The organism is Okeania hirsuta (genome assembly GCF_003838195.1).
Lineage (GTDB): Bacteria > Cyanobacteriota > Cyanobacteriia > Cyanobacteriales > Microcoleaceae > Okeania > Okeania hirsuta.
Genome location: NZ_RCBY01000104.1, coordinates 1 through 26,402, shown reverse-complemented (window position 1 = coordinate 26,402; position 26,402 = coordinate 1). Strand labels below are relative to the sequence as shown.

General features: G+C 35.3%; 25 protein-coding genes. 16 read left to right on the top strand and 9 right to left on the bottom strand.

All coding sequences use genetic code 11. The features are described 5' to 3' along the window. Positions 1–882 precede the first annotated feature (882 nt). The 3 genes from D5R40_RS17640 (at position 883) to D5R40_RS17630 (ending at position 5,286) form a co-directional block, all read left to right on the top strand. On the top strand, positions 883–1,731 hold the full coding sequence (locus D5R40_RS17640; protein ID WP_124154985.1) for a hypothetical protein: 849 nt from the start codon (positions 883–885) through the stop codon (positions 1,729–1,731). Positions 1,732–2,073: 342 nt separating this feature from the next. Next, the gene (locus D5R40_RS17635; RefSeq protein ID WP_124154984.1) at positions 2,074–3,612 is read left to right on the top strand and encodes an NAD(P)H-hydrate dehydratase; all 1,539 of its coding nucleotides are present in this window, start codon (positions 2,074–2,076) and stop codon (positions 3,610–3,612) included. Between the two features lie 741 nt (positions 3,613–4,353). Continuing rightward, a complete protein-coding gene (locus D5R40_RS17630) occupies positions 4,354–5,286 on the top strand; it encodes a spermine/spermidine synthase domain-containing protein (RefSeq protein WP_124154983.1) in 933 nt (310 codons plus the stop codon). Positions 5,287–6,418: 1,132 nt separating this feature from the next. Here D5R40_RS17630 and D5R40_RS17625 read toward each other — a convergent pair. Further along, a complete protein-coding gene (locus D5R40_RS17625; protein WP_124154982.1) occupies positions 6,419–7,045 on the bottom strand; it encodes a calcium-binding protein in 627 nt (208 codons plus the stop codon). Positions 7,046–7,131: 86 nt separating this feature from the next. On the opposite strand from D5R40_RS17625, the gene D5R40_RS17620 reads away from it, so the two are divergent. Further along, positions 7,132–7,800 carry a DUF2301 domain-containing membrane protein gene (locus tag D5R40_RS17620; protein ID WP_124154981.1) on the top strand — a complete coding sequence of 223 codons (669 nt, stop codon included), beginning with the start codon at positions 7,132–7,134 and terminating at the stop codon, positions 7,798–7,800. A 499-nt stretch (positions 7,801–8,299) separates the two neighbouring features. Then, positions 8,300–8,959, top strand: a complete 660-nt coding sequence (locus D5R40_RS17615) for an ElyC/SanA/YdcF family protein (protein ID WP_124147105.1) — start codon at positions 8,300–8,302, stop codon at positions 8,957–8,959. Positions 8,960–9,214: 255 nt separating this feature from the next. Here D5R40_RS17615 and rbp read toward each other — a convergent pair whose 3' ends face one another. The 4 genes from rbp to D5R40_RS17595 form a co-directional block, all read right to left on the bottom strand. After that, positions 9,215–9,511, bottom strand: a complete 297-nt coding sequence (rbp, locus tag D5R40_RS17610) for an RNA-binding regulator (protein ID WP_124147106.1) — start codon at positions 9,509–9,511, stop codon at positions 9,215–9,217. An 851-nt stretch (positions 9,512–10,362) separates the two neighbouring features. Then, positions 10,363–11,766 (bottom strand): NAD(P)(+) transhydrogenase (Re/Si-specific) subunit beta, encoded by a 1,404-nt coding sequence (locus tag D5R40_RS17605; protein ID WP_124147107.1) that lies wholly within the window; start codon positions 11,764–11,766, stop codon positions 10,363–10,365. Continuing rightward, positions 11,766–12,056 (bottom strand): NAD(P) transhydrogenase subunit alpha part 2, encoded by a 291-nt coding sequence (locus tag D5R40_RS17600; protein ID WP_094678584.1) that lies wholly within the window; start codon positions 12,054–12,056, stop codon positions 11,766–11,768. Before D5R40_RS17600 ends, D5R40_RS17605 begins: the two co-directional genes overlap by 1 nt. Positions 12,057–12,171: 115 nt before the next feature. After that, a complete protein-coding gene (locus D5R40_RS17595) occupies positions 12,172–13,314 on the bottom strand; it encodes a Re/Si-specific NAD(P)(+) transhydrogenase subunit alpha (protein WP_124147108.1) in 1,143 nt (380 codons plus the stop codon). Positions 13,315–14,050: 736 nt separating this feature from the next. Between D5R40_RS17595 and D5R40_RS17590 the strand changes: the two genes are divergently transcribed. The 11 genes from D5R40_RS17590 (at position 14,051) to D5R40_RS17545 (ending at position 23,390) form a co-directional block, all read left to right on the top strand. After that, a complete protein-coding gene (locus D5R40_RS17590; protein ID WP_124147109.1) occupies positions 14,051–14,578 on the top strand; it encodes a DUF2808 domain-containing protein in 528 nt (175 codons plus the stop codon). Positions 14,579–14,698: 120 nt separating this feature from the next. Beyond that, positions 14,699–14,839, top strand: a complete 141-nt coding sequence (gene rpmH, locus D5R40_RS17585) for a 50S ribosomal protein L34 (RefSeq protein ID WP_124147110.1) — start codon at positions 14,699–14,701, stop codon at positions 14,837–14,839. Positions 14,840–15,037: 198 nt separating this feature from the next. Then, a complete protein-coding gene (gene rnpA / locus D5R40_RS17580) occupies positions 15,038–15,445 on the top strand; it encodes a ribonuclease P protein component (RefSeq protein ID WP_124147111.1) in 408 nt (135 codons plus the stop codon). Beyond that, complete coding sequence (locus D5R40_RS17575; protein WP_124147112.1) at positions 15,417–15,806, top strand: PH domain-containing protein; 390 nt, start codon at positions 15,417–15,419, stop codon at positions 15,804–15,806. The genes rnpA and D5R40_RS17575 overlap by 29 nt, the downstream gene beginning before the upstream one ends. A 192-nt stretch (positions 15,807–15,998) precedes the next feature. Next, positions 15,999–17,147 (top strand): membrane protein insertase YidC, encoded by a 1,149-nt coding sequence (yidC, locus tag D5R40_RS17570; RefSeq protein ID WP_124147113.1) that lies wholly within the window; start codon positions 15,999–16,001, stop codon positions 17,145–17,147. After that, positions 17,147–17,647 carry a Jag family protein gene (locus D5R40_RS17565; protein ID WP_124147114.1) on the top strand — a complete coding sequence of 167 codons (501 nt, stop codon included), beginning with the start codon at positions 17,147–17,149 and terminating at the stop codon, positions 17,645–17,647. Before yidC ends, D5R40_RS17565 begins: the two co-directional genes overlap by 1 nt. Positions 17,648–18,049: 402 nt before the next feature. Continuing rightward, the gene (locus D5R40_RS17560; protein WP_124147115.1) at positions 18,050–18,565 is read left to right on the top strand and encodes a YceD family protein; all 516 of its coding nucleotides are present in this window, start codon (positions 18,050–18,052) and stop codon (positions 18,563–18,565) included. Positions 18,566–18,669: 104 nt separating this feature from the next. Then, on the top strand, positions 18,670–20,169 hold the full coding sequence (locus tag D5R40_RS17555) for a Ycf46 family AAA ATPase (RefSeq protein ID WP_124147116.1): 1,500 nt from the start codon (positions 18,670–18,672) through the stop codon (positions 20,167–20,169). A gap of 342 nt (positions 20,170–20,511) precedes the next feature. After that, positions 20,512–20,940: an SH3 domain-containing protein gene (locus tag D5R40_RS17550; protein WP_124147117.1), complete on the top strand. Its 429-nt coding sequence runs from the start codon at positions 20,512–20,514 to the stop codon at positions 20,938–20,940. Positions 20,941–21,229: 289 nt separating this feature from the next. Then, positions 21,230–21,406 (top strand): hypothetical protein, encoded by a 177-nt coding sequence (locus D5R40_RS37060; RefSeq protein WP_192901198.1) that lies wholly within the window; start codon positions 21,230–21,232, stop codon positions 21,404–21,406. Positions 21,407–21,938: 532 nt separating this feature from the next. Next, positions 21,939–23,390 carry a peptidoglycan-binding domain-containing protein gene (locus tag D5R40_RS17545; protein ID WP_124147118.1) on the top strand — a complete coding sequence of 484 codons (1,452 nt, stop codon included), beginning with the start codon at positions 21,939–21,941 and terminating at the stop codon, positions 23,388–23,390. A gap of 77 nt (positions 23,391–23,467) precedes the next feature. On the opposite strand, the gene D5R40_RS17540 is transcribed toward D5R40_RS17545, so the two are convergent. The 4 genes from D5R40_RS17540 to D5R40_RS17530 form a co-directional block, all read right to left on the bottom strand. Continuing rightward, positions 23,468–23,980 carry a ferric uptake regulation protein gene (locus D5R40_RS17540; RefSeq protein WP_124147119.1) on the bottom strand — a complete coding sequence of 171 codons (513 nt, stop codon included), beginning with the start codon at positions 23,978–23,980 and terminating at the stop codon, positions 23,468–23,470. A gap of 669 nt (positions 23,981–24,649) precedes the next feature. Beyond that, on the bottom strand, positions 24,650–25,060 hold the full coding sequence (locus D5R40_RS17535; protein WP_124147120.1) for a ChuX/HutX family heme-like substrate-binding protein: 411 nt from the start codon (positions 25,058–25,060) through the stop codon (positions 24,650–24,652). 116 nt (positions 25,061–25,176) lie between these two features. Further along, positions 25,177–25,308, bottom strand: coding sequence for a hypothetical protein (locus tag D5R40_RS41215; RefSeq protein WP_282433645.1), 132 nt, complete (start codon positions 25,306–25,308; stop codon positions 25,177–25,179). A gap of 15 nt (positions 25,309–25,323) precedes the next feature. Then, entirely contained in the window at positions 25,324–26,277 is a 954-nt protein-coding gene (locus D5R40_RS17530) for a PhoH family protein (protein ID WP_124147121.1), read from the bottom strand. Between the last annotated feature and the right edge of the window lie 125 nt (positions 26,278–26,402).

Below are 26,402 nucleotides of genomic sequence, written 5' to 3'. Positions count from 1 at the left end.
AAAAGGGAAGCAGGAAAAAAATTACTTTCTCTGAGTTTTAAGTTCTCGATCTTTCTTAACCTTTCCTTCCACTGCTATATATGAGACTGCATAGAATTATCAAATTTATTAATTTGTCTGTCTTAATTTCAAGTCAGGAAGAAAAAAGAAGGAAGAAGGAAAAGGGAAGCAGGAAAAATATTACTTTCTCTGAGTTTTAAGCTCTCGATATTTCCTCACCTTTCCTTCCACTGCTATATATGAGACTGCACAAAATTATCAAATTTATTAATTTTTCTGTCTTAATCTTAAGTAAGAAAGAAAGAAGGAAGAAGGAAAAAGGGAAGCAGGAAAAAAATTACTTTCTCTGAGTTTTAAGTTCTCGATATTTCCTCACCTTTCCTTCCACTGCTATATATGAGACTGCACAGAATTATCAAATTTATTAATTTGTCTGTCTTAATTTCAAGTCAACTCTGATTAAAATATTGTTCTATGCAATTTAGAAATGAATTTGGCATTAGACTTTTAGGGAAAAGTAAATAGGAAATGGCAAATAGCAACCAATAAAATTTTCACTATTGAAGAAGAAAGAAGAAGGAAGAAAAAATGGATGGGGACTCAAACCCCAACCAATTGTTAATATCGTGTAGACGGTGGGGTATTAAACCCAAAATAAAAAGATAATTTAGGACTGCTATATAGTGTTTCTCAAGTTACTGATTTACAGTTATTTTTCTTTTTTTCTACTCCCTACTCCCTACTCTCTACTCCCTAAAGCAAAATAATTTTGTACCTCACGCTTTTTGGGAATTGCTATATATAATTTCACTTTGTTTTACCCATGTAATAAACTATGTTCAAACGCCTACTAAAAATCATCATTTATTGGCTCGACTCACCATGCTAAACCAATTATTTTTAATATTAAACTACAGAATTTCAAAAAAATCATTATTATCAATTATATTAGGAGGATTTTTAGCGATAAATAACCAAACTATCGCTCAGGGTAAAGTAATTGCAAGTCAAAGTTTACCAACCAATAAAAGTCAAAGCAAAACTACAACTTTTAGTTCCAATAGCAATACAAAAAAACAGACATCATTAATAGCAGAAAATTCCAGTTTTCCCAAAAATTTTGAAGTATTACCTCCATCAACAGTAAGACCATCAATTCGACAACAAGAACCAATATTTAATCCCATCGAAGTAAATCCATTTCCCAATTTACGATATGTTGTCTATATTGAATCAGACAGTGCCTTATTGTTAGGAATTATTCGGCGAAAAATCGAACCAAGGGCAGTATTGCGCTCTTTTGCAGGCAACGACGTAATTCAAGTAGGAAGTTTTTCTCAGTTATTTTTCGCTTTAGATTTGTTAGATTATTTGGAAGAAAGAGGAATTAATGCCCAACTAGAAAAACTTGATTCAAATGAAGCTTTTGGTGAACCTGTAAAACCTGCAATTTTAGCAGCTAGTGTATATCCTCCAGTTAAACGTTCAATTGCTTATGGACTAAGTAATAGTAAATCTTATTATTTATTAATTCCTAGTAAGTCAACAAATTTAGCTTTAATTACATATAAATTGCGATTATTAGGAATTCCCGACCAAGGTATTCAAGTGACAGAAATTCCCGAAAATGTAGCGATAGGACCTTTTGAAAAGGAAGAAATAGCAGAAAAGTGGCAACGCTATTTATTAGATTCGGGGTTTGTTAATGTGGTTATTTACTTTGGTCGTTAAAAGTCAGTCAGAAGTTAAATTTAAAAGTTGATTGAAATACATTTTTAGGCAACAGGCAACAGGGAATATAGAATAGGGAATAGAGAATAGGGAATATATAGGAAAAAAGTATTTTTGTAAATATGAGATGCACCCTCCAAAACTGCTTTAAGTAAAATTTCAAGTCCCTTATGTATCAAGAAGAAAAAAGACAAAAAATCCTTTTAGTAAGTCCTATACTTTTAAACATAGGTAATTAGGGTTTGCTGAATCTTATATAGCGTTTCTCAAGTTATTGAGGTACATTTTTTCTTCTTTTCTACTCCCTACTCCCTACTCTCTACTCCCTACTCCCTAAAATCAATGAACAATACTAAAGAAAAATTTGTAGTTACTGCTGCCCAAATGCGACAAATAGAAGAACGAATATTTGTTGCCGGAATGCCAGTAGCAGCATTAATGGAAAAAGTTGCAGGATTAGTAACACGAAGAATCGTAAAATTATTCAATCGTAATATTAGTAAAATTGGTATATTAGTAGGTCCTGGTCATAATGGCGGAGATGCTTTAGTCATAGCCAGAGAATTATATTTCCAAGGTTATGAAATAATAGTTTACTGCCCGATACCAAAACTTAAAGAATTAACAAATGCTCATAGTAAGTATCTCCAATCTTTAGGAGTTAATTTTGTTGATAATATTTCCCCGGTCAAAAATTGCGACTTGCTCATAGACGGTTTATTTGGCTTTGGTTTAGAACGAGAAATTACCGGAGATTTAGCTGTAGCAATCAATCAAATTAATAGTTGGAAAAAACAGATATTTAGTATCGACTTACCTTCTGGAATTCATACAGATACAGGAGAAGTTTTAGGAACAGCAATTTCTGCTAAACACACATTTTGTTTAGGTCTGTGGAAACAAGCATTTTTACAAGACCAAGCCTTAGAATATATAGGTACATCCGAATTAATAGATTTTGATATTCCTCTGGCAGATATTACAGAAATTTTAGGAGAATTTCCCACTATTGAAAGAATCACAAAAACATCTGCTATAACAAATTTCCCCTTACCTCTTTCTCCAACAACCTATAAATATAAAAACGGTAATTTATTATTAATTGTAGGTTCCCATCGTTATAGTGGAGCAGCAATTTTAACAGGATTAGGAGCTAGAGCAACAGGTGTCGGAATGTTATCAATTGCCGTACCAAAATCAATTAAACCTATACTAAATAATCATTTACCAGAAGTACTAATTATTGGTTGTCCCGAAACAGAAACCGGAACAATAAAACAATTACCAAAAGATATAGATTTAAGTAAATTTGAAGCGATCGCCTGCGGACCTGGTTTAACCACAGAACCTAAATCTATAGTAGAAGCAATATTATCCGTAAATTGTCCGATAGTTCTAGATGCTGATGCTTTAAATATTTGTGATAATTTAGAAAAAAATTATTTAGTCAGTCAGCGTCAAGCACCAACAATTATTACACCCCACCCAGGAGAATTTAAACGTCTATTTCCTCACCTAGAAAATCAACTTAATAATCGGATATTATCAGCTAAAAAAGTAACTAAAAACAGTAACCTGATTTTAGTTTTCAAAGGAGCAAAAACAATTATTGCCAATAGTCAAAAAATATTGATTAATCCAGAAAGCACCCCTGCATTAGCAAGAGGAGGTAGTGGAGATGTATTAACAGGATTAGTTGGAGGTTTATTAGCTATTACTTCAGCTAAAACTCTACCACTCGAAGCTGTCAAAACAGCAGTTTGGTGGCACGCTCAAGCAGCAATATTAGCAGCAAAAAAACGAACCGAGTTAGGAGTAGATGCTTTTACTTTAACTCAGTATTTAATCCCCGCACTAGAAAAAATATATAGCAATTCCTAAGAAGCGTGAACTACAAAATTCCTTGGTTTTAGGGAATAGGGAGTAGTAATTCGGGCAACAGGGAATAGCGGTGTGACCCCGCGAGGTGCGTTTGTCGCACCTAATAGCGCACTCCTGTGAGAAAAGAAGAAATGTCATTGCACCTCAGTAACTTGAGAAATGCTATAACCTTTCTTAGTTTGATAAGAAACCAAAATCTGGAAACTGAAATACCTCCTTATTTATGCCTCAAAATTCTATCAGCACTTATTAACTAGGCAGGCATAAAAATATATATAAAACTGGGATATGGTGTTAAGTATTGAGGAGTCAAAATAATCCTTTTTCTCTTTTAAATTAACAAAAAATATCCGGCCTCAATTTTTATCTTTATAAAGAGATAAAAAAGAAAATCCTGAATCTTCAAAGCTTCCCTATTCCAGGAGTTACTGATAACTGATAACTGAATAGACCATTACTAGGTTTTTATTCCCTCGTTTAATTGTTCTTTTTTTTATTTAAACTATAGTTTTTTTATATGAGATGTAAATGTAGGTTAAGGTTTTTTATAATAAAAAAAGCACGCTTATTGATTGCTTTACCTCCTTGTATTTGCTAATATTTAATGCTGTTCTCCCTTCTTTACTATTCCCTCCATACCTTTTTCATAACACTTGGTTTCCACATCCCACATAAAAACGCCATACCGACTTTAAGTCTAAAAATGCTACAATTAAATGTTTATTCGGAGGAAAACCATCAATGGCAGGTGCTAAACTTAATACAAACTTATGGTTCGCTGAACAAATTACACCTTGGGATATTTATAAACATGGCATCGATCGAGTGCTGGTTTATCAAAAAACTAAATACCAGGAAATGCATATTGTTGAAGGTATTTATGGCAAAGCTTTAATACTAGATAATAAGTGGCAGTCGTGCACCAAAGAAGAATTTCTCTACCATGAATGCTTAGTACATCCAGCAATGATTTTTCATGGGTCGCCACAAAAAGTCTTAGTACTTGGAGGTGCAGAAGGAGCAACATTACGAGAAGTATTACGCTGGAAAACTGTAGAAAAATTAGTTATGGTTGATATAGATGGGGAAGTAGTAGATGCCTGCAAAAAGTATCTACCAGAAATGCACCAAAATTCTTTTGAAGACCCTCGGGTAGAACTAATTATTGATGATGCTCAGAATTTTTTAAACTCTTCTTCAGAAACTTGGGATGTGATTATTTCCGATCTGACAGACCCTATTGAGTCTGGTCCGTCTTTTCCCTTATTTACTCAGGAATACTTTCAAAAAATTCGCCAAATTTTATCTCCTGATGGAGTTGTTATGATACAAGCAGGTTCAATTTCTCCTGCCGAAATGTATCTTCATGTCCGCGTGCTTAAAACTTTACAAACTGTGTTTAATTATACTTATTCTGTAGAGCCTTATTCTGCCAGTTTTGGAACTCCATTAGGATTTGTTATTGCTTCCGACCAAGAACTTTCCTCTACACCAAACCCAGAAAAAGTAGACCTTTTATTAGCAGAAAAAACTATCGGTGGTTTAAAAGTTATGGATGGTATTTCTTTGTTAGGAATGTTGCAAATACCTTTGAATGTACGACAGGCGATCGCTACAGAAACTCAGATATATACTTTGAAATCTCCACCAAAATCTCTTCAGATTTCAGGTTGAAAACTAACAAGAAAATTACTACTCAATCAAGCAGTTGTAAATAATTTCATAAATTAAATTTTATCGGATAAAGCCATTGGTAGAAAAACATACAGGAGTCAGAATGAATAGCTTCTGTAGGATTTCTTAAGTCGGAACTTCTACCAATTTGAAAAAAGAATGTGTTCAAATAATAAGTGCGATCAAAAGATTTTGTAGGAAATGTCCCTTTGACGAAAAAGAGAATTTACGACCGTTCAAACTGGTATTGAAGCAATTATCGTGTGACTCGGTCCGACTGACTTCCCCTCCTGGGAGGGGTTAGGGGTGGGTTTACTCCTAAGAAATAGCCTAACTATTTGTAGCAAACATTTATCAAATTGGTATTATCTATCTTTTTAGTCAAAGAGATATCTACTGTAAAGTCTTTTAATGGCCAAAATTAATTCGTAACATTCTTTATTCTACGTTTGCTATTAGATATCTTAAAGTTAGAATATGAAGCACATTCGTACTCCTAATTAGCTAGGTTTTAAAATGTTAAAACCTTAAAATTTAGACAACACAAATTTTTCCAACTTCCTTCTTCCTTCTGCTATATTTATCCTTCATATAATAAATAAAATCTAGTTTTAATTATTAAAGTAATTTGATTAGAAAAAGGTGTAAAAGTTTAGCCAAAAACTTTGCAATTATTCCAGGAAATACACCAACTGGTGAAAAGATTAACAATTGATATCAAATGATATCAAATGATTTCGATATTTGAGTGTGTAGTTATATCATGTCCGCTGGTATCGTTATGTATAAACCCAAGGGTGAATATCTACAAAAAATTTAAGTTTTTTTGGACTTTTAAGTCTTCCGTTCTAGATAACTAAAGCCTTCTTCCCTCTTCCAACTTCGGTCCTTCCTTACCTTTACAATACTGATGCTACCAGACTTGATATTACACCTTATATATCTTTCAACAGCACTTTAGAGAGTGTTTGTCAAATAAATATAAGACCGCGTAGGGTACCAAGGGTGTTACGTAATGCACTATCCAACAGCACGCGGTTCGTGAGGTGTCAAACCGACCATTATTCCATAAATTAAATTGTAAGCGTACCGTCACACACCCTACTTAGTTCTTAGGGCCACTTTCAATTTATTATAGATAAGTAAAAAACCACATAGAATAATCTTCTAACAATTCAGCATTCTCAGAATCTTCCATAACAGCTTCTAATTCAGCTAGTGGCAATATAAATTTTTGACTATCTGTAGTGCGCTCCAATTCTGCTAAGATTCCAGACTCTAAATCTAATTTATCATCTAACTTTAGCAGATTAAACACATCTGTATAGGATGGTTTTTTCTTCTTCAGCTTCTGATATTCTTTTTTACTCCCTGGACCCATAGTATAATATACTTCCCACTCAAATTCTTCTATTCCTGTTACTAAACAAGGAAATTCAAGATTTTGCTTGAGATATTTAAAAAAAGATTTTAAATTACTTTGATTAACTTTGAAATTACTTGTATTGAAAATTTCCTCTAACTTTTGCTCAAAAACTTCTAAATTAATTTGTTCTGCTTGATCATCATCTTCCATCCCTTGAAAAGCACCGATCTGCTGTAAAAAATTATCAATAGGTACACTAATAGTTATATTTTCTCCATTATTCAACTTACCAGTTTTCCCTGATATAATAGTCTCATCAATCTCAATTGGTTTTAGTTTTCTGGTATCAGGTTGAGACTTATTTTTATTTTGTTTTTGATTAGATTTTGGCATAAAGTTCTCCCCTTATCCAGGTTTATGATTAAAAATATCTATAAGTAAAAAAAATCAGTCGATCTATATTTCTTTAGGAGTAAATTATGACACAAATACTACAATCTCCAAAACCGATAGTTTATCAAGGACATTTTGGAGAATTTACGATCACAAAAAGCGATCGCCTTAGTGTCATTATTTATCGTAGTGGCCTGATGATAGCTGCCCTTAGTTTTGCATTAGGCAGCACCTTAGTCTTATGGCAAGGCAACAACCCAGCAGTGATTAAAGCACTAACACCCATCTATGGCTGTTTTTGTCTAGCTTTAGGTCTAAGTTTAGTCACTATTCATATCTATATGGCCATTTTACACCGACTACTCCAACTATTTTGGATTATAGGGACTATTACTACAGTAATCTTAGCAATTAACAGTACTCAGCCCCTGTTCTTAGTAGTTTACACTAATCCAATTACCATTTTGGGTGTTGGTTTTACCTTTGCTGCCTTGACTGGTATTTATTTCAAAGAAGCTTTTTGTTTTAACCGCCTAGAAACAAAATTCCTCACACCTTTAGTACCTTTTTTACTACTATCTCATATGGCTGACTTTTTATTACTTGAAGTCAAAGAGTTTTTATTGGGAATTTGGGCATTTCTATTTATAGTTTTTGCTATCCGAAAGGTATTCCAAGCAATACCTCCAGATATTGGTGATAAGAGTGTTTTTGAGTATTTACACAAAAAACAAGAAGAAGTAGCTCATAGCTAGAAAGAGCTATTAACAGTAAATATTACTGAAGTTAAATCAAGAAGATTGAGTCTTTTTGAATAGATAGCAGTTATAGCAAATCTAAAAAATTTTGCTACCTACATTTAGTTAAGAGTAAAAGTAATCAATAGTCAGTAGTCAGGAAAAACAGAATAACAACATTTACAGCAGATTCCAAGTATATGAAGACATATATTAACAATTAAATGTTACCACTGCGGGCATCTTGCCCGCTATAGTTGTACCTCAACCCTGATGGAATCTAATCTACCAAAAGTCCTACTACGCTCATAACTTTGATTTTGCAAACTTATAAAGCACTCAAGTATAGCAAGATTTTTAGTAATTGATATTATCTAAAATTCAGTTTAAATAAATTACTTATGAAGGTCAAGAGTAAAGAACAGAAAAAAATTATAAATCTGTTTTATTAACCGGATTTAGTGTGAGATGAAATCTGTTACTTTCTTTCTTCTTTACTTCTTAGTTGATTACTTAAATGTATCCAAAAAACATTTTATTACAATGGCAGGAAAAATTAATTTTAATAATCCAGGTATGGATATTAATTCTAGGATTAATTATCTTTCTAATTACGATTTGCTGCTTTAATATTTATTCATTCTTAGCACTAACCTCCCCCATAAAAGCAGATATACTAATAGTTGAGGGTTGGATGTCTGACTATGCAGTAAAGTTAGCGATCACTGAATTTCAGCAAGGTGCTTATCAAAAATTAATTACCACAGGTTCGCCCATAGGTAAGGGATATTATCTATCAGAATACAATAACTTTGCCGAACTAACAGCCGCAACTTTAATTGCCTTGGGTGTCGATCCAGACCGAGTAGTTGCGATACCAACTCCTCAAGTTGTTAAGTATCGCACTGCTGCCTCTGCTATTGCGGTTAAAGAATGGCTAAAAACTTCTCATATGAAAGTAAACTCTATCAATATCTATACCTTAGGACCCCACGCTCGCCGTAGCTGGATGATTTATCGAAATATTTTCAGTCCAGATATTCAGGTAGGTGTGATTGCTCTTGAACCTAAAGATTATAATCCTCACAGATGGTGGCAGTCTAGTGCAGGTATGCGGACTGTTGTTGGAGAGGCGATCGCTTATTTTTATACCCGTTTTGTCAATTGGACATCTTGAAGAAGAAATTAGGAGTTAGTAGACAGGAAAAAGCATTAATTAGGCATTTAAGACCCATCACTCATTAAAGACTACCAAATTTTATGTTTGCTAGAGGGTCTTAAACGCACTTGCGAAACATAAAAATTTTACAGAATTCAATTCAAAATTCTGCACTTTGTTAATCCAACGTTTCCCTTACCTAAATTCTTTCTTGATAATTATAGGAGCTAAACTAAGTCCTATAATTAACTTTAATAATAAAAATGAATTAAATTAGTAGCGACGAGAGTTGTTTCTGCGACCACCGCCACCAAAGGAAGGTCTTTCCTCCCGTGGCTTAGCTTTATTAACTTTTATTTCGCGATCCATCCATTCAGCACCATCAAGTGCAGCAATGGCCGCTTCTTCTTCTGCCTCAGTATCCATTTCCACGAATCCAAAACCACGAACGCGTCCTGTTTCACGGTCAGTTGGTAAATGAACCCGTTTAACAGAACCATATTCCTTAAAAACCTCAGATAGATCATCCTGCGTGACATCGTAGGATAAGTTGCCTACATAAATTGACATAGATATTCTCCAAAATTAAGATTTTTGTAGAGATTTAGATTTCGGAGAGAAGCTTGTCAATAGCGACAGGAAAGTAGCCCTCAATATAAACAAACATTATAACCGAATTTATTCTCACCTTCTATAATAGCACAATAGATATTTATATTCAGAGACTTTTTTGAAAATATTGAAAATATTTAAGACGAGAAAATGACCAACTAAGTTCGTTTCACTAAAGTCAGAAGTCAAAAGTCAGAAGTCAGAAGTGATATTTTAGACACTTATATAAAATCCGGTTATACAGTTATCGCACTTTCTACTTCCATTCAATGCAGACTTGAAGAAGGAGACAGGAGACAGGAGACAGGAGGAAAATTACATGGGGATAGTCAACAAAGGGCCGCTCCGCGTCTACGCTCCCCCAAGTAATTTTGAACACCCCCGTTGACGGTGGGGTATTAAACCCACAAAGAAAATGATAAAATGCCGGAATATCCCCAGATAATTCCAACTCTCATCCTTTCTTCTTACTGACTCGTGAGTTCTGAGTTCTGACTCCTCTCATCATACAATAACTAATTATCCGGAACTATATTAAAACCTCTACTCTACAGTAATTTTAGCTTATTATTTGACTTCATCAGTTACCAACTATTTGTGACATTTTTTAAGTGAATTGGTATAAGTTCGTGTAGTCTTCTGTAAGGAATAACAAGAGCAAACAAAATAATGAAAAATAATTTACTCTGGAACACTTAAAATGAGCATTGCTCAATGAACAATGCTCAGTATTGAATGGGTTAGAGGTAAGCGCTTTGAGACAAATATTATGCGCTTACCACAGCTAAATTTAATTTTAAGACCCCGAATTAAAGTTGCTTAACCTCAGAAACCAACTTAGCAACCATATCCTTAGCACTGCCAAATAGCATCATAGTTTTATCCTTGTAGAACAAGTCATTGTCCACACCAGCAAAACCAGTGCTAAGACCGCGCTTAATCACAATAGTATGCTTTGCCTTATCAACATCGAGAATGGGCATTCCATAAATCGGACTATTCTGATCCGCACGCGCCGCCGGATTAACCACGTCATTCGCTCCAATCACCAAAGCTACATCTGCCTGGTCAAACTGAGGATTAATGTCATCCATATCATATAACTGGGGATAAGGCACATTTGCCTCTGCCAACAATACATTCATGTGTCCAGGCATCCGTCCTGCAACTGGGTGAATAGCATACTTAACCTCAACACCCAATCCTTCCAACTGGTCTGTCAACTCACGGACAGAATGTTGTGCTTGAGCAACAGCCATACCATAACCAGGTACAATTACCACAGAACGCGCATAACCCAACATCATTGCACCCTCTTCAGGGTCAATACTACGAACAGACTTATCAGTTGTACCACCAGCAGCAGCAGGACCACCACCTTCACCAGTACCAAATGCAGCAAACAGTACATTAGTCAAGGAACGGTTCATACCCTTACACATAATTACTGTGAGAATAATTCCAGAAGCACCAACCAATGCACCAGCAATGATCAACATATTGTTCATCACCACAAAACCAGCAGCACTAGCAGCTAGTCCAGAAAATGAGTTCAACAAAGAAATCACAACTGGCATATCGCCACCACCAATAGGGATGACAAACATTATACCCAATACTAGGGATACGCCTACCAATGCTAAAAATATGGGTAAGTTGAATGGTGTAACGCATAGATAGACACTACCAACAATAAACCCACCAAATAGGAGAGCATTAACAGGTTGTTGCAATGGGAAAGTGATCGGAGAACCACTCATAATTCCCTGTAGTTTAGCAAAAGCAATTACAGAACCTGTAAAAGTTACGCCACCAATTAATACGCCCAATAATGCTGTAATAGTAGTAGGCAATGGAGGAGACTGAGCAACAGCCAAATACCGCCAAAACTCACCTACTGCCACCATCGCAGAAGCAGCACCACCCAAACCGTTGAACAAACCAACCATTTGAGGCATATCAGTCATTTCTACTTTGTAAGCACCGATCGCTCCAATAATTGAACCGACAACAATTGCTACCAAAATCATTTCATAGTTGATTACTTCTTTTTCTAGCAGGGTTGCTACAATAGCAATCAACATTCCCACTGATGCTAATAAATTACCATTACGAGCTGTAGCTGGAGAACCCAACTTTTTCAGTCCCACGAAAAACAAGGATACCGCTACCAAGTAGCTTAATTGGATTCCGGTAGGTATAAAATCGCTCATTATGCAGCCTCCTTCTTCTTGAACATTTGCAACATCCGGTCTGTAACCAAAAATCCACCAACTACGTTAATGGTGGCAAATACTACAGCAATTAAACCTAAAATCACAGTGACATTCCAATCTTTGTCACCAGCGATAATTAGTGCGCCCAAAACAGCAATCCCTGAAATAGCATTAGCTCCAGACATCAGGGGTGTATGCAGAGTTGGAGGCACTTTATTAATTACTTCAAATCCGGCAAATGATGCCAAGACGAATACGAATAAAGCTGCAATTAATGTTTCACTCATAGTCCTTTTACAGTTAATTTTTGACTTTTATACGGCATTAGCAAGGTTTTCAATTCCTTCTCAACAAGAAAAAACGCTCTTGCTGAGTGCCGATCGCTGACTGCTGACTGCTTAACTAACTACCAACAGCAACACCTAAAGCATCTTTGACTCTTTGATTGCGAATTTCACCACCATGGGCAACACAAGCACCAGCAATGATATCATCCTCAAAATCAAGATTTAGCTCTCCATCCTTAATCATCAACTTGAGCAAAGCAGAAATATTTTTGGCATACAATTCACTAGCATGAACTGGCATAGTTGCTGGCAAGTTGACCGGACCAATAATAGTCACACCATTCCACTGTACGTTTTTGCCTGCTTCAGTACATTCACAGTTTCCACCCTGTGATGCTGCCATATCAACTATCACTGCACCTGGTTTCATTTGGTCTACCATTTCTTTAGTTACTAGCAATGGTGCTTTTTTACCAGGAACTTGAGCAGTAGTAATTACAATATCTGAAGCAGCAACGTGTTGGGTGAGAACTTCGCGAGTGTGTTGTTTAGCTTGCTCAGAAAGTTCTTTGGCATAACCACCCTCAGCAACAGTATCTTCCTGGAGAGTTACATCTACAAACTTTGCTCCCAAACTTTGCACTTGCTCTTTAACTTCTGGACGAATATCAAACGCTTCTACCACCGCACCTAGACGACGAGCAGTAGCTATCGCCTGTAAACCTGCAACCCCCGCACCCATTACTAATACCTTTGCAGGTTTAATAGTACCTGCTGCAGTAGTTAGCATTGGGAAAAACTTGGGTAAAGCAGCAGAGGCAAGCAAAACTGCTTTATATCCACCAATATTAGCTTGGGAAGATAAAGCATCCATAACTTGCGCTCTACTGGTACGAGGAATCAACTCCATACTGAATGCAGTTATTTTCCGTTCCGCTAAACGTTGGACGATAGCAGGGTTTCCTAAAGGATCGAGAAAACTAATTAAAACAGTACCCTCTGGTAATTTATCAATTTCTGATTCCTGTAGTACCCCAATTTTTAGAAGTACTTCTGTTTCACGCCACAGGGCGTCACTATCAGAAATTATTTTTGCTCCAGCTTGTTCGTAAGCTCCATCAAAGAAGAAAGACTTTTCTCCCGCACTTGCTTCTACCTGGATTTCTAATCCCTGTTTAACTAATCGTGCTATAACATCGGGAACTAAGGCCACACGGGATTCATTGACCAGAGTTTCCTTAGCTACTGCTATTCTCATAAATTCTCCTTGTCTACTTAAAGTTTGATTTCCTTACCTAAGAACCCTACCTAAAATAATGGGCCTGAGTTAGCTAGCTATAGCTATATTTATTGTTCTTTTACTAATAATTATTAGGCTGATATTTCGTTGCTCATTGCTATCTTTAACTTGTCTTATGAATTCAAGGTGGACATTAAGAAAATATGTGATTTTTAAGACTAAATACTTGGTCATTATTGAAGCTTGAACAAATTCAAAAAAATTGCTAAATAAAGAGGGTATTAAATAAATTTGTGGAGATTACTCTCAAAGTCAATATTTTTAATTTGTCAGTTTGAATAGAGATACTACTCCCTACTCCCTACTTTGGTGGAAATATCTATTTTAAAAATCCTGTTTATACTATTAGGCATCTCCAAAAATCAAAAATCAAATCAATTATCATAAATAAATCATCAATTATTTCCCCTACTCCCTACTCCCTACTCTCTCAGATGTCTATTTTCAAAATCCCTAATGCAGGATGGCGAAAATAACTGACCAGTTACAAAAATTACAAATCAATTTTGACTGTCAGATGTGCGTCTTACATTCTGTTCGCGGAGTGTTTCTGGAGGAAACGGAAACCTCGCCAATTAGCACTCGCTTTTGACTTTTAACTTTTGACTTTTAACTTCCGCGTAGCAGCACTAGCCGTATATATAAAATCTTGATAAAGTTTTAGTGAAGAGATTTTAAAATTAGAGGAAGTTTTATGAAACGTATACTTTCTACTTTGCTGGTTAGCAGTTGCTTATTAACAGGTGTACCAATTGCTAGCTTGGCTCAAGGGATGCCAGGATTTACATTATTTGGTGGCCCAGAACAAAAAAATCAGTTAAACTTCCGTTTAGATTCTGGTAGGTCTGGGACTTGGGATCGTTATCGACTACGGATACCAGCAAACAAATTAAATTTAGCAGTTGCCCAGTTATCAATTTTTTATCCCAATTACTACAAAGGTTCATTTGATACTGACAAAATAGAAATTCGTGTTGGGGGAGGAAGTTCAGAAAAACCAGAATCAATACCTATTGATGAAATAGTATGGGACAAAGAAAATAATTTTGTCGAAATTTACCCTGCTGAACCTATTCCTGCGGGTAATAAAATTGAAGTAGTTTTCAGCAATGTCAGAAATCCCAGATTTGGTGGAATGTACCACTTTAATGCCAATATTAGGACTCCTGGTGATGTGCCTTTACTACGTTATATTGGCACATGGCTTTTGACCATAGAATAGAATATTTGATTGAAAAATAGACGATAGATTTGCCCTGTTTTACTTTATATGATATACGTGCTATGATTAGGGATTGTGACTTTAAATTGTTATTAGATTAGTGGCTAAGGAGTAGAAAAAATGACTCAAAGGACTTTACATGGAACAAGTAGAAAAAGAAGAAGAGTATCTGGCTTTAGAACAAGAATGCGTACTAGAAATGGCCGAGCAGTAATTAAAGCACGTCGGCAAAAAGGGCGGGAGCGTCTAGCAGTCTATTAGAAAAAGAAAATTAGTGCAGGATGGCAGAAATAACTAACAAGTTACAAAATCCTAAAAGCCTTACCAATCAATACTTTAGAGGGCGTTAGCGGCAGCTTGGCGCTAGCCAATGCCATTTTTTCCTACGACTTTTGACTTCCGCGTAGCGACACTAGAAATAATTCTGATGATTATAGACAAATTTTAAATAATCTCACTATGTTGCCTATCGAAAACAGGCTGCGTCATTATAAAGATTTTGGTGCTGTATATCAAAAAGGAATTCGCAAGAATAGTTCTGATCTGACATTAAAGGCTCTGCGTCATCAGCAAGAGCCTAAATTACCTCAAGGTACAGATAATTTAGAATCTCTGCGACCTACTCGCATAGGCATTACTATTAGCAAAAAAGTGAGCAAAGGAGCAGTAGTCCGAAATCGAATTAAACGCCAAATTAGAGCAGCTTTACGTCAAATGTTGCCATTCATTTCCAAAGGATGGGATATAGTGATTGTAGTTAAACCAACAGCTCAACAGTGCAATTATTCTCAATTTCTGCAACAATTAGAAGAGTTATTGACACAAGTGGAGGTGTTGGATGGGTATTCGAGAGGAAGCCTTTTATGAAGGTGGTCCCCACATAGGAGATTTAATTCTTAACTTATTAATTGGTTTAACAATTATTGGCCTACCTCTAACTGTTGCTGCTATTGTTAGAGCTTTATGGCTACGTTATAGGATTACTAATAGGCGAGTTTCCGTGATTGGAGGCTGGATGGGACAAGATAGAACAGATATTGTTTACTCAGAAATTGTCAAAATAGCAAAAGTCCCCAGAGGATTAGGAGCTTGGGGGGACTTAGTAGTTACTCTCAGAAATGGTACTCGTTTAGAACTAAGAGCAATACCAAGATTTAGAGAAATTGAATCTTACATAACTGAAAAGATGGCTGCAAAAGCTCAAAAAACTAATAGTCCTACTAATTGATAGTTATTTAACTATTATTTTTCAAAGCTACTATGTCTTTCAATTAGCTACTACTATAATATCGACCTAGTAAATGTTCTTATAAATGACTAATTTATATGTATTGAACTAGATACCTTTATTATATAGTAATCAAAAATTAAAAATAGTCGAAATTAGAAATATCACCAGCCCCAAGGTTGACATAAAATAATGGATTTTGGTATAGGTTTTCTTTCCAACAATATAATGCTGCCGATCCTAGATTTTTTCTACGGGATCGTACCAAGTTATGGTCTAGCGATCGTAGCTTTAACTCTTGTAATTCGCGCAAGTCTCTACCCGTTAAATGCGGGGTCAATTAGGAATATGCGTAAGATGAAAGTTACGCAACCTTTGATGAAAAAGCGACAAGAGGAGATTCAAAAACGCTATAAAGACGATCCACAAAAACAGCAGGAAGAAATGGCTAAACTGATGAAAGAGTTTAATCCATTGGCAGGATGTTTACCATTGCTATTTCAAATGCCTATACTGTTTGCCTTATTTGCAACTCTGCGTGGATCGCCCTTTACTAATATTAACTACACTGTAGATGTACAAATATTTCCTCAAGAACAACTAGAGCGAATTCAGCCACAAGCTTATACAACTTCACCTCAAAATATATATGTTAATGATGGTGTCCACTTTCCGATTTTGGCCTTGATGCCTAGTGGTAATAAGTTAGTTGTTGGAGATAAAACTCACGTCGAATTTCAAACAGTAGAGGGTAAATCTCTAGAAACTCTGAAACAGGAATATAATCAAACTGAAGTTAAACCTACATGGACTATAACTAAAGGTTCAGAAAGAGTTCAAATTGATGGAGACGGTAACTTAGTAGCTTTACAACCAGGGGACGCTACAATTCAAGGTACTATCCCAGGAATTGCAGCAAACAAAGGATTTCTATTTATCAAAGCTCTTGGTCGTGTAGGTGCATTTGATGACAATGGGGCGATTCACTGGGATATATTAATTATGGTGATTGGTTTTGGAGTTAGTATCTATGCTAGTCAGACAATATCAGGAAAAGGACCTGGTGCTAACAATGCTAATCCTAATCAAGACTCCATCAACAAAATTACTCCCATTTTGTTTTCAGGAATATTTTTGTTTACTCCTTTACCAGCAGGTGTGCTACTTTATATGCTCATCGCTAATATATTTCAAACGGTTCAGGCTTTTATTTTATCTAAAGAACCATTACCTGAAAACCTGCAGAAATTAGTAGAAGAGTCACAACCAAAAACAACAAAAACAGGAAAGGGAAGAGAAGCACTACCCTTTGAACCAGGACGTTCTAAGAAGAAAGCTTAATGCTAGTAATGAACGATAGTTATTATATAGAGCAAGGACTAGACCAAGGAAAGCGATGGCTAGAGAAACTGCTAAACTTAGCAGAAATTCCAGCAAAAGTCATAGCTCAAGAGCAAGAAGACGGCTATTGGTTAATCATAGATGAGACTAATCTGACACAAGAACAAATTTCTACTCTACTAGGATTTGATGGCAAAGTAATTGATGCAATTCAGTACCTTGTTAATACAATTCTGAATATAGGTAACGATTCAGAACAACATTTGTCCTACACTGTGGAAATAGCAGGTTATCGAGTTCGCCGTCAAGAAGAACTCTTGTTAATAGCAGAGTATGCAGCAAAAAAAGTACGTTTGACTGGTGAAGAGCATGAGTTAACATCTCTATCTTCTGCCGAACGTCGTCAAATACATACTATGCTTCAAGACTGTGAAGATTTAGAAACTTACAGTCATGGACAGGAACCAGACCGCCGTTTAGTAGTGAAAATTAGAAGCTAACTACCAATAGAAAATATATAGAAAATATTTGGAGAAAAGAATGAGTTATAGAGATTAAAATCATTAGTGTAAGTAAAGCAAATTCAGAATTCTATCAAAAATGGAGCGAGAGGACTCCCGGTAAATCTGAGATTATACCGGGAGATGGATCGCGACCAAACAAACAATAAGCACTCCATTAAGAAAGTATCTGTAAAATAAATCTTAAGAGATGCTCAAAAGTTTAGGTTTTACTGGGTTACGGTGAATCACAAAGCTAACTATTAACTTTAACCATGTAATCTGCGCAATCCAAATCGTGAGGTTTGGGAGTCTCACGTTATAATCGCGAGATTTAATGGGAGAGGATGTCAAACTCAGAATTCTGAATAGCTGATATGGAATAAGTGAGGTATAAGGAAGATGGAAGTAATACATATTCCCAGTCTACTAAAAAAAACTGAGCAGACTGAGGCTATTAAGTTTGAAGAATTTATATCAGACTTGGACACACTGACTCCAGTTAGAGGCTATTTACAAGTAACTCATCATGGCAATTATCTGGAAGTTAAAGGAAAATCAGAAACAATTATTACTCTCACTTGTGATAGATGTTTAAAACAGTACAACTATAAATTGGCGATCGCTCCAAAAGAATTAATTTGGTTTCAAGAAATTAAAGAGCAAAAGGATTTATTTCAGATAGAAGTAGAAAATTCTGTGGAAGATTTGGTGGAAACTTTACCTCCAGATGGATATTTTAACCCTAAAGAATGGGTATATGAACAGTTGTGTTTGGCAGTTCCTCCCAGAAAGTTATGCGATAAAAATTGCCAGGGAATTAAATTATCTGAAAAAAATGGCTCTTCATTAATGATAGACCGGCGATGGGCTGGTTTAGAATCTATCAAAAAACAACTGAATATAAATAATAATTGAAATTTTAATCAGAACAGTTAGCTGTTAAATATTAAATATAAAAAAATGTTTTTTACTGGCAATACACTGAAGATTATCAAAGTGGCAACTGACAAAAAAATATTATGAGTTTTCAAGAAGAATTTGAACTACTACTACGTTCGCGCTACTCGATAATTTATATCCAAACTAGGGAAGAAGAGCGAGTCGAAAATGCAATTATTCAATCAGCAAAAAGACAGGCTAATAGAGCGGTTTATATATGGGATTTTGTCGAAGGATATCAAAATAATCCTAATGATATAGGGTGGGGAAAAAGAAATCCTCTCCAAGGTTTAGAGCTTTTGGAAAAGTTACCGGAATCTGCTCCGGCAGTCTTTATTTTGCGTGATTTTCAAAGATTTTTGGAAGATATTTCTATTTCGAGAAAACTACGAAATTTGGCAAAAAAGTTAAAATCTCAACCTAAAAATCTAGTTATTCTTGCTCCTCAAATATCTGTTCCAGAAGATTTAACTGAAGTTATCACAATTATAGAATTCCCACTGCCAAATAGTCAAGAAATTTCCCAAGAGGTAGAACATCTATTAGTGGCAATGGGTCAATCTTTAGACAAACGTTTATTAGATGAAGTTGTTCGAGCAGCTCAAGGATTATCTATTGAAAGAATTAGAAGAGTTTTGGCTAAGGCAATTGCTACTCACGGAGAACTACAGCTTAATGATGTTGATTTAATATTAGAAGAAAAACGTCAAAATATCCGCCAAACTCAAATATTAGATTTCTATCCTGCTCGTGAAAATATTTCTGATATTGGGGGTTTAGATAACCTTAAAGATTGGTTATTGCGACGTGGAGGAGCATTTTCTGAAAGGGCCAGACAATATGGTTTGCCTCATCCAAGAGGTTTACTTTTGGTAGGAATACAAGGTACTGGCAAATCTCTTACTGCTAAAGCGATCGCTCATCATTGGCATTTGCCTCTACTACGTTTGGACGTGGGACGTTTGTTTGGAGGGTTGGTCGGAGAGTCGGAGTCTCGTACAAGACAGATGATTTCTATTGCGGAAGCTTTAGCACCTTGTGTTCTCTGGATCGATGAAATTGATAAGGGTTTTGCAGGGTTGAAAAGTCAAGGAGATGCTGGTACTACCAGTCGTGTTTTTGGTACATTTATTACTTGGTTAGCTGAGAAAAAATCTCCTGTATTTGTGGTAGCTACTGCTAATAATATTCAATCTTTACCTCCTGAGATATTAAGAAAGGGCAGGTTTGATGAAATATTTTTTGTTGGTTTGCCTAACCAAGAAGAAAGAACAGCTATTTTTGAGGTACATTTATCTCGACTAAGACCTCACAATATCAAAAATTATGATATAAATCGCCTAGCTTATGAAACTCCAGATTTTTCTGGTGCAGAAATAGAACAATCTCTAATTGAAGCTATGCACATTGGATTTAGTCAAAATCGTGAGTTTACTACTGAGGATATTTTAGAGTCTGCTAGTCAAATTATCCCTCTTGCTAGGACTGCAGAAGAACAAATTAAGTTTTTACAAGATTGGGCAGCAGCAGGTAAAGCACGTCTTGCTTCTAGATATGGTGGCTTAAAAGGTAATTTTTAGAATAGCAGAAGAAGGAAGAGGAAAGAAGGAAGAGGGAAGAAGAAAATAGTGATACTTAATTATTGATAAATGTTTCCTACAAATAACTTTCTAGGTGTTAGGTGTTAGGCAAATTATTAATTGTTAGTTATTAATTATTAATTATTTACTAGCCAGTTTATTTTTAACGTTCTTTTTTCACCCTTGGTATTACATCTTAATTTGTGATTGATTCCTACAATAAAAAAATCTATATTCCATAAAATAAAAAAATCAACCTTTTTGATTATGTTTTTCTTTCTCTATTCCCTATTCCCTGTATTGTGACTGTAGTAATATTTTATGAAATTGGTTATTAAAGTTATGAATTTTTATAGCTTATTCAAGTTTTTAGTAGGGTTTATTTTAGCAATACTATTGCTCATTGGTGCTAGTGCAGCATCAGTGCTCTACTTTGCAGCAAAACTAACGAAAATGCCTGAAAAACCAATATTTACTAATGAAAAACCTATCGCCCAAAAAGTGAGTACGTCTTCTCCAGGAACTACAAATAAAAATTTATCTAATCAATTAGACCCTGGAGCTTACAGAGCTATTGTAGTTGAACCTATTGGTTTGATTTTACGGGATACTCCTAGCAGAGATGCTAATCGTATTGGTGGTGTTTCTTATCAAGAAAAAGTTATAGTTTTGGAAGACAGTTCAGATAAAAGATGGCAAAGAATTCGAGTGGATGATGGAAGTAATCGTACAGGGTGGGTATCAGGTGGTAATACTGAAAAATTGGAGTAAATTCTCTATTCTTTAATATCATTGAAAACTTACCTAATAAATATAAATTTTGAGTATAAAAACATATTTCTAGGTAATTATTTAATTTTTTTATCTTCTCTGCTACCTTTTCCCAACTTCTGCAAAAAATTTATCATTAAATAGTCTTGATTTGTTAAGAAATTTAGAGAAATTTTAATCTTAATTGCAAAACCAGGATAATTTCCATCTTAATTATTAATTCAGTGATAGGTTGAAACAACGTTGTTAGTTATGAATTGTTTAACAAATCTATCTGGAATTAATAATTATGTACAAAAATCGTTCAAACCGCGATCCATTGGTTGCTGCCGTTACTGCTGCTTTAGGAGCTGGTGTAGTGACTTCTTTTGCTGTTAGTCAGGGTCAAAATCCTTTAACTGCTTTAGGAATAACTATTTTTGCTGCTTTAGTAGCTCTGATTTTTGACCGGGCAGGTTTAGTTTAAGCATTTTATAGTACGGCAAAATGATAGAACATTAGATAGGAAATTTTAAATTAAATTAACCTATATATGTTCTTTCAGTACGTTATTCTACCTAATAATTTAATACACTAATAGCAGTTTAATAAAGAATAAACATAAACTAAAATATAGAAGTCTTTACAAGGAGAGAAAAAAGCCTCTATATTTAATAGGGAAATTTATGTGAATATTTGAAGTGATAGATTCAAATATTCCCCTCTCTTGATCGGCTAGAAATTTTATTATAGTTATATATAAATATATAAAGTCTCAATTTCTATTCATAATAATTTTCTGAATTATACTCTGTTGAGAATTGCTATAATACCAAATTAATATGAAGTTGTTATAAAATAATATTTTAATCAGAGTTAACTGTAGATCGAGGCAGACAAGTAATAAATTTCATGATTTTGTGCAGCCTCACATAAAATTGGTATAACTTCTTTAAGATAACAAACTAAATTGATTGAGTTTGTTAGTATTAAAATGTTAAAGTACCCCAGGAAAATTTATGGAATCTCTTGCATATATAGAAGTTTTTCTGGCTAATCAAGAAAACAAAGACTTCAAACTTATTGAAGGACTCAAATGGGAAAAACTTTCTAGCTTCGCTTACATAAACTTTTTATCAAAAATGATAATTAATTTAATTATTATTGATTCTTGTTGGGCTAGAAGGCCAGAAATTCCTAGTCCTGAAACAAATAGTTATTTTAATGTTAGTCAAACATACCAAGGACAAATAGCAACAAGCTCTTTTTTTTCTGGCACTTCTAACTTTAGACCAGAAAGCAATGCAATTCTTTCCCCTAATAGTGCAGTCTATCTAAGACGTGGAGATAATGCCGCAACGGTGGCTGCAGTTCAAAGAAAACTTAGAGAATTAGGCTATTTTTCTGCTAATCTAACTGGTTATTATGGTCCTATTACAGAAAGAGCTGTAAGACAGTTCCAGCAAGACAATGGTATTACAGTAACAGGCCAAATTGAACCTACTACTTGGTCATTACTATTTGTAGGTAAGAGGTCTAATCAAATTAATTCTTCCCTATTAAATTCTTCAACAAGACCATTATCTTTTGGACAAGTTAGCCCTCAAGTAGCAATTATTCAAAGAAGGTTAGCAGAATTAGGGTTTTACAGAGGTCCAATCAATAGTATTTATGACCAAAATACTAGAACTGCAGTTATCAGATTTCAAAACTCTCACAGAATTACGCCTACGGGTCAGGTAGGTATTACAACTAGAGAATATTTGTTTGGCACTAGACCTGTTCCTGTGGAGAAAGTATTTCTTCGACCTGGAGAAACAGGTGTAGAGATAGGAAAATTACAACAACGTTTGAAAAATTTAGGTTATTATCAAGGACAAATAACTAACTATTTTGATCGAAGTACTGAGATAGCAGTAATTGAATTTCAAAGGAGGAATAGAATTACTCCTACAGGTATAGTAGGACCAACAACTCAATCATTTCTATTTAATCCTAGTCAAGTTCTGCCCCCAGGTCCTGTGTCTGACTCCAGGCAAAACTACACCACTAGGCAATACTCCTACTCAAGTTCTCTCAGAAGGGGTGATCGAGGTTTGGCGGTAAAACAACTCCAGATTTTGTTAACAAGATTGGGTTATTATCCTGGTGTCATTGATGGTGTTTTTGGACCTGCGACTGAGTTTGCTGTCAGACGTTTTCAGCAAGATGCGGGAACAAACGCCAGTGGAGTAGCTACAAGAAATACATTGCAAGCTCTAAGGCATCCTATGATTGTTAATCCAAGTGCTTCCAAAGGGGGAGCTACTTATATAGGTAGTCAAGCAAATGTCTTAGAACTGCAAAAGAGACTTCGGCTACAAGGATTTTATTTTGGTCCATTAAATGGAGTTTACAACTCAGAAACAAGAGTAGCAGTGGCGAAAGCTCATCTGCATTATGGTTTAAGTGCTAAAGATATTGGAAACTAATTATTAGATTTATAAATCTTTTTTTATTTACCCCACTCAGAGATTAAGTGGGGTTGTTTATTTTATTCAGAGTTTTTTTATTCAGAATTTTCCGCATCTGCAAGTGCTCGTGGACAAGACCATTCACAAGATACTAGAGAAGGCCAGCCCATTCTTAGGGCTTCATAACAAATTGTATGAATAGTTAATTGACAATCTAAGAGATGTAACCCAGATTTTTCTGTCTGCTTAAGACCAATTTTTAAAATAGAATCATTCTTAAATTCAACAGTTTTATTGCATTGTACGCAGACAAGATGATGGTGATGATGGGGATAAGGTTGATTTATCTCATAATGTTTATGTCCCTCCGCTAGTTCTAGTTCTCTTAGAATTCCCATCCTTGCCATTAACTTTAAAGTTCTGTAAATGGTAGATAGACTAATTCTTTCACCCCGATTTTGTAGCATATTATAAAGATCTTCGGCACTCAGATGATTGCCTTTAGGAAGATTTTGAAAAACGTGCAAAATGGTCTCCCGTTGGGGAGTCATTCGCCAACCTTTGTCATTTAGTTCTGCTTTAAATGAAGATGGTGTGTAAAGGGCCACGGTACTTTATCAAAAATGTACGCCTATTGATAATCATACACAATAACTAAACGATTGTCAAAAAAAGATATTATTGAAAATTGCCTGAAAATTTTTGGGAGCTTGAGAGTAATATCACGTCCGGTTGAATACTTATAAATCAGGGAGTAGGGAGCGGGAAGCAGCGATAATAGGGAGATTTGCCCTGTGTAAGAGGATAGGTTTTTTTATAACTAATTATCCGGACTTAATATCATAGACAGTAGATAGAAATACCGAATACACTTTATCCTATAGGCAAAAAAAAGATTATTTAGAGTTTGCAGAAAAACCCTTCAGAGTTTTAAAATAATAAACTTGTCGCTAAATAAAACCCTAAAAGTGGCAAAACAAAATTGTAAAATTGTGGGTTGGACTTATCAAAATTAAGCGACAAGTCTCAGGATCGATCTTCGTAATTTTGGATTAAAGGTTGAAAAACTTCTAGTTGAGAGCTTTTTATAGTATCAAAAGTAATATCTTTTTTGAAGATAAAGGAGTAAAATTCTGGGGTTGTAACAAGAAAAATTTCCCTACTTTCTGTTCCTTAAGCTAAAACTTAGGACTTTTGAGGATACCCTAATTATTAGTATTTAACCATACAATACATAGTTTAATTTTCATTAAAACTCATTAGGTAATCCTCTGTAACTATTCCAAACTTTCCACAGGAACAGGTTTCCAAACTTCACCATATTTTTCTTTCAACCCTTGCCAAGATTCTACCTGTCCAGGTTCATATTCTCCTGGTTTTCCCCATTGTAAAAATGCACTCAAAGCAATTTTATCTTCACTATCTAAGAAACGAATTGCATAAGTAGTAAAATTTCCTCTTTTTGCTTCCCCAGTCTCAAACTTTACCTGTTTAATCATATCCATGTTTAGATGGAACTCAACAATATCGGTGTGCATATTGGCATACTTGCCTTTAGGAAGTTCAGCATAAAATAACTTTTGAATTTTGCCCCTAACTTCCAATACGGCAGCAGTACTTGTCACAATTAAACGTAAAGTTCCCAATTGTTCACAAGCTTCTAAAAAATCTTTTAGGTTAGTAGTCATAGATAGAAATATTATTTAATTATTTATTTTTGGCGTTGGCGATTTAAGATATGATATAATAACTAGACAACTAGGGATAAAACTCCGTTCCGCGCTCCGCCTTACATATCGCGTAGCTAAACAAAAAAACTTTCTCCTTCTATTCTTCTCTTGTTTCTTCTTCTTTCTCCCCTCCTAACTCCTGTTCCCCTCCTGGGAGGGGTTAGGGGTGGGTTGACTCCTAAGTAATTAATATTAATATCATACACTAATTCAGCAACGTCTTATTTTTCATACTGCTCGTAAGCAGCAACTATTCTCTGTACTAGAGGATGTCGTACCACATCTGCTTGGGATAGTTCACAAATAGCAATACCCTCTACATTTCGCAGAATTTTCATAGCAACTGCTAAACCAGATTTTTGACTTAGAGGTAAATCTGTTTGAGTAATATCTCCCGTCACCACCATTCTTGAGCGGAAACCCAAGCGAGTTAATACCATTTTCATCTGAGCAGGGGTGGTATTTTGAGCTTCATCAAGAATCACGAAAGAGTTATTCAGAGTTCGACCTCTCATATATGCTAAAGGCGCAACTTCAATAGTGCCTTTCTCCATCAAAGTAGTTACTTTTTCTGGTTCTATTAATTCATAAAGAGCATCATATAGAGGTCGTAAATAGGGATTAATTTTCTGTTGCAAATCACCTGGTAAAAATCCCAATTTTTCTCCAGCTTCTACAGCAGGTCTAGTTAAAATCAAACGTTCATATTGGTTATCTAAAAGTGCTTTAACTGCTAGAAGTGCTGCCAAAAATGTTTTACCTGTACCAGCAGGACCCACACAAAAAGTCATATCGCTGGTGCGGATAGCTTGTGCATATTTTCGTTGACGGAAAGTTTTAGCACGAATTTCTAACCCACGACGGGTTTTAACTAGAACGTCTTGTTGAAGTTCTTGTAGGTCATCTTGACGGTTAGTCTCAATAGCATGGCGAGCAGTGAGAATTTCTACTCCAGTAATGGTTTTACCATGTTTCCAGAGGCTTTCGAGCGATCGCACAATTTGTTGGCATCGTTCTATTTGAGTTGCCGTGCCACTGATAAATAATTCTTGTCCACGCAGTACAACATTTGCCCCTGTATGTCGTGCCAGTAGTTTAATATTTTCTTCCTGATAACCAGAAAGATTGATCGCGCTATCAATACTAGGCAACTCTACTCTTACTGTCTCTGTCATGCCAACATGGTTCTCCATTCCATATTTGCTAAGACTCCCTAACAAATACTTTCTGTTTTTTTATCATTTTCTTTGTGGGTTTAATACCCCACCGTCAACGGGGGTGTTCACGCATTACTTGGGGG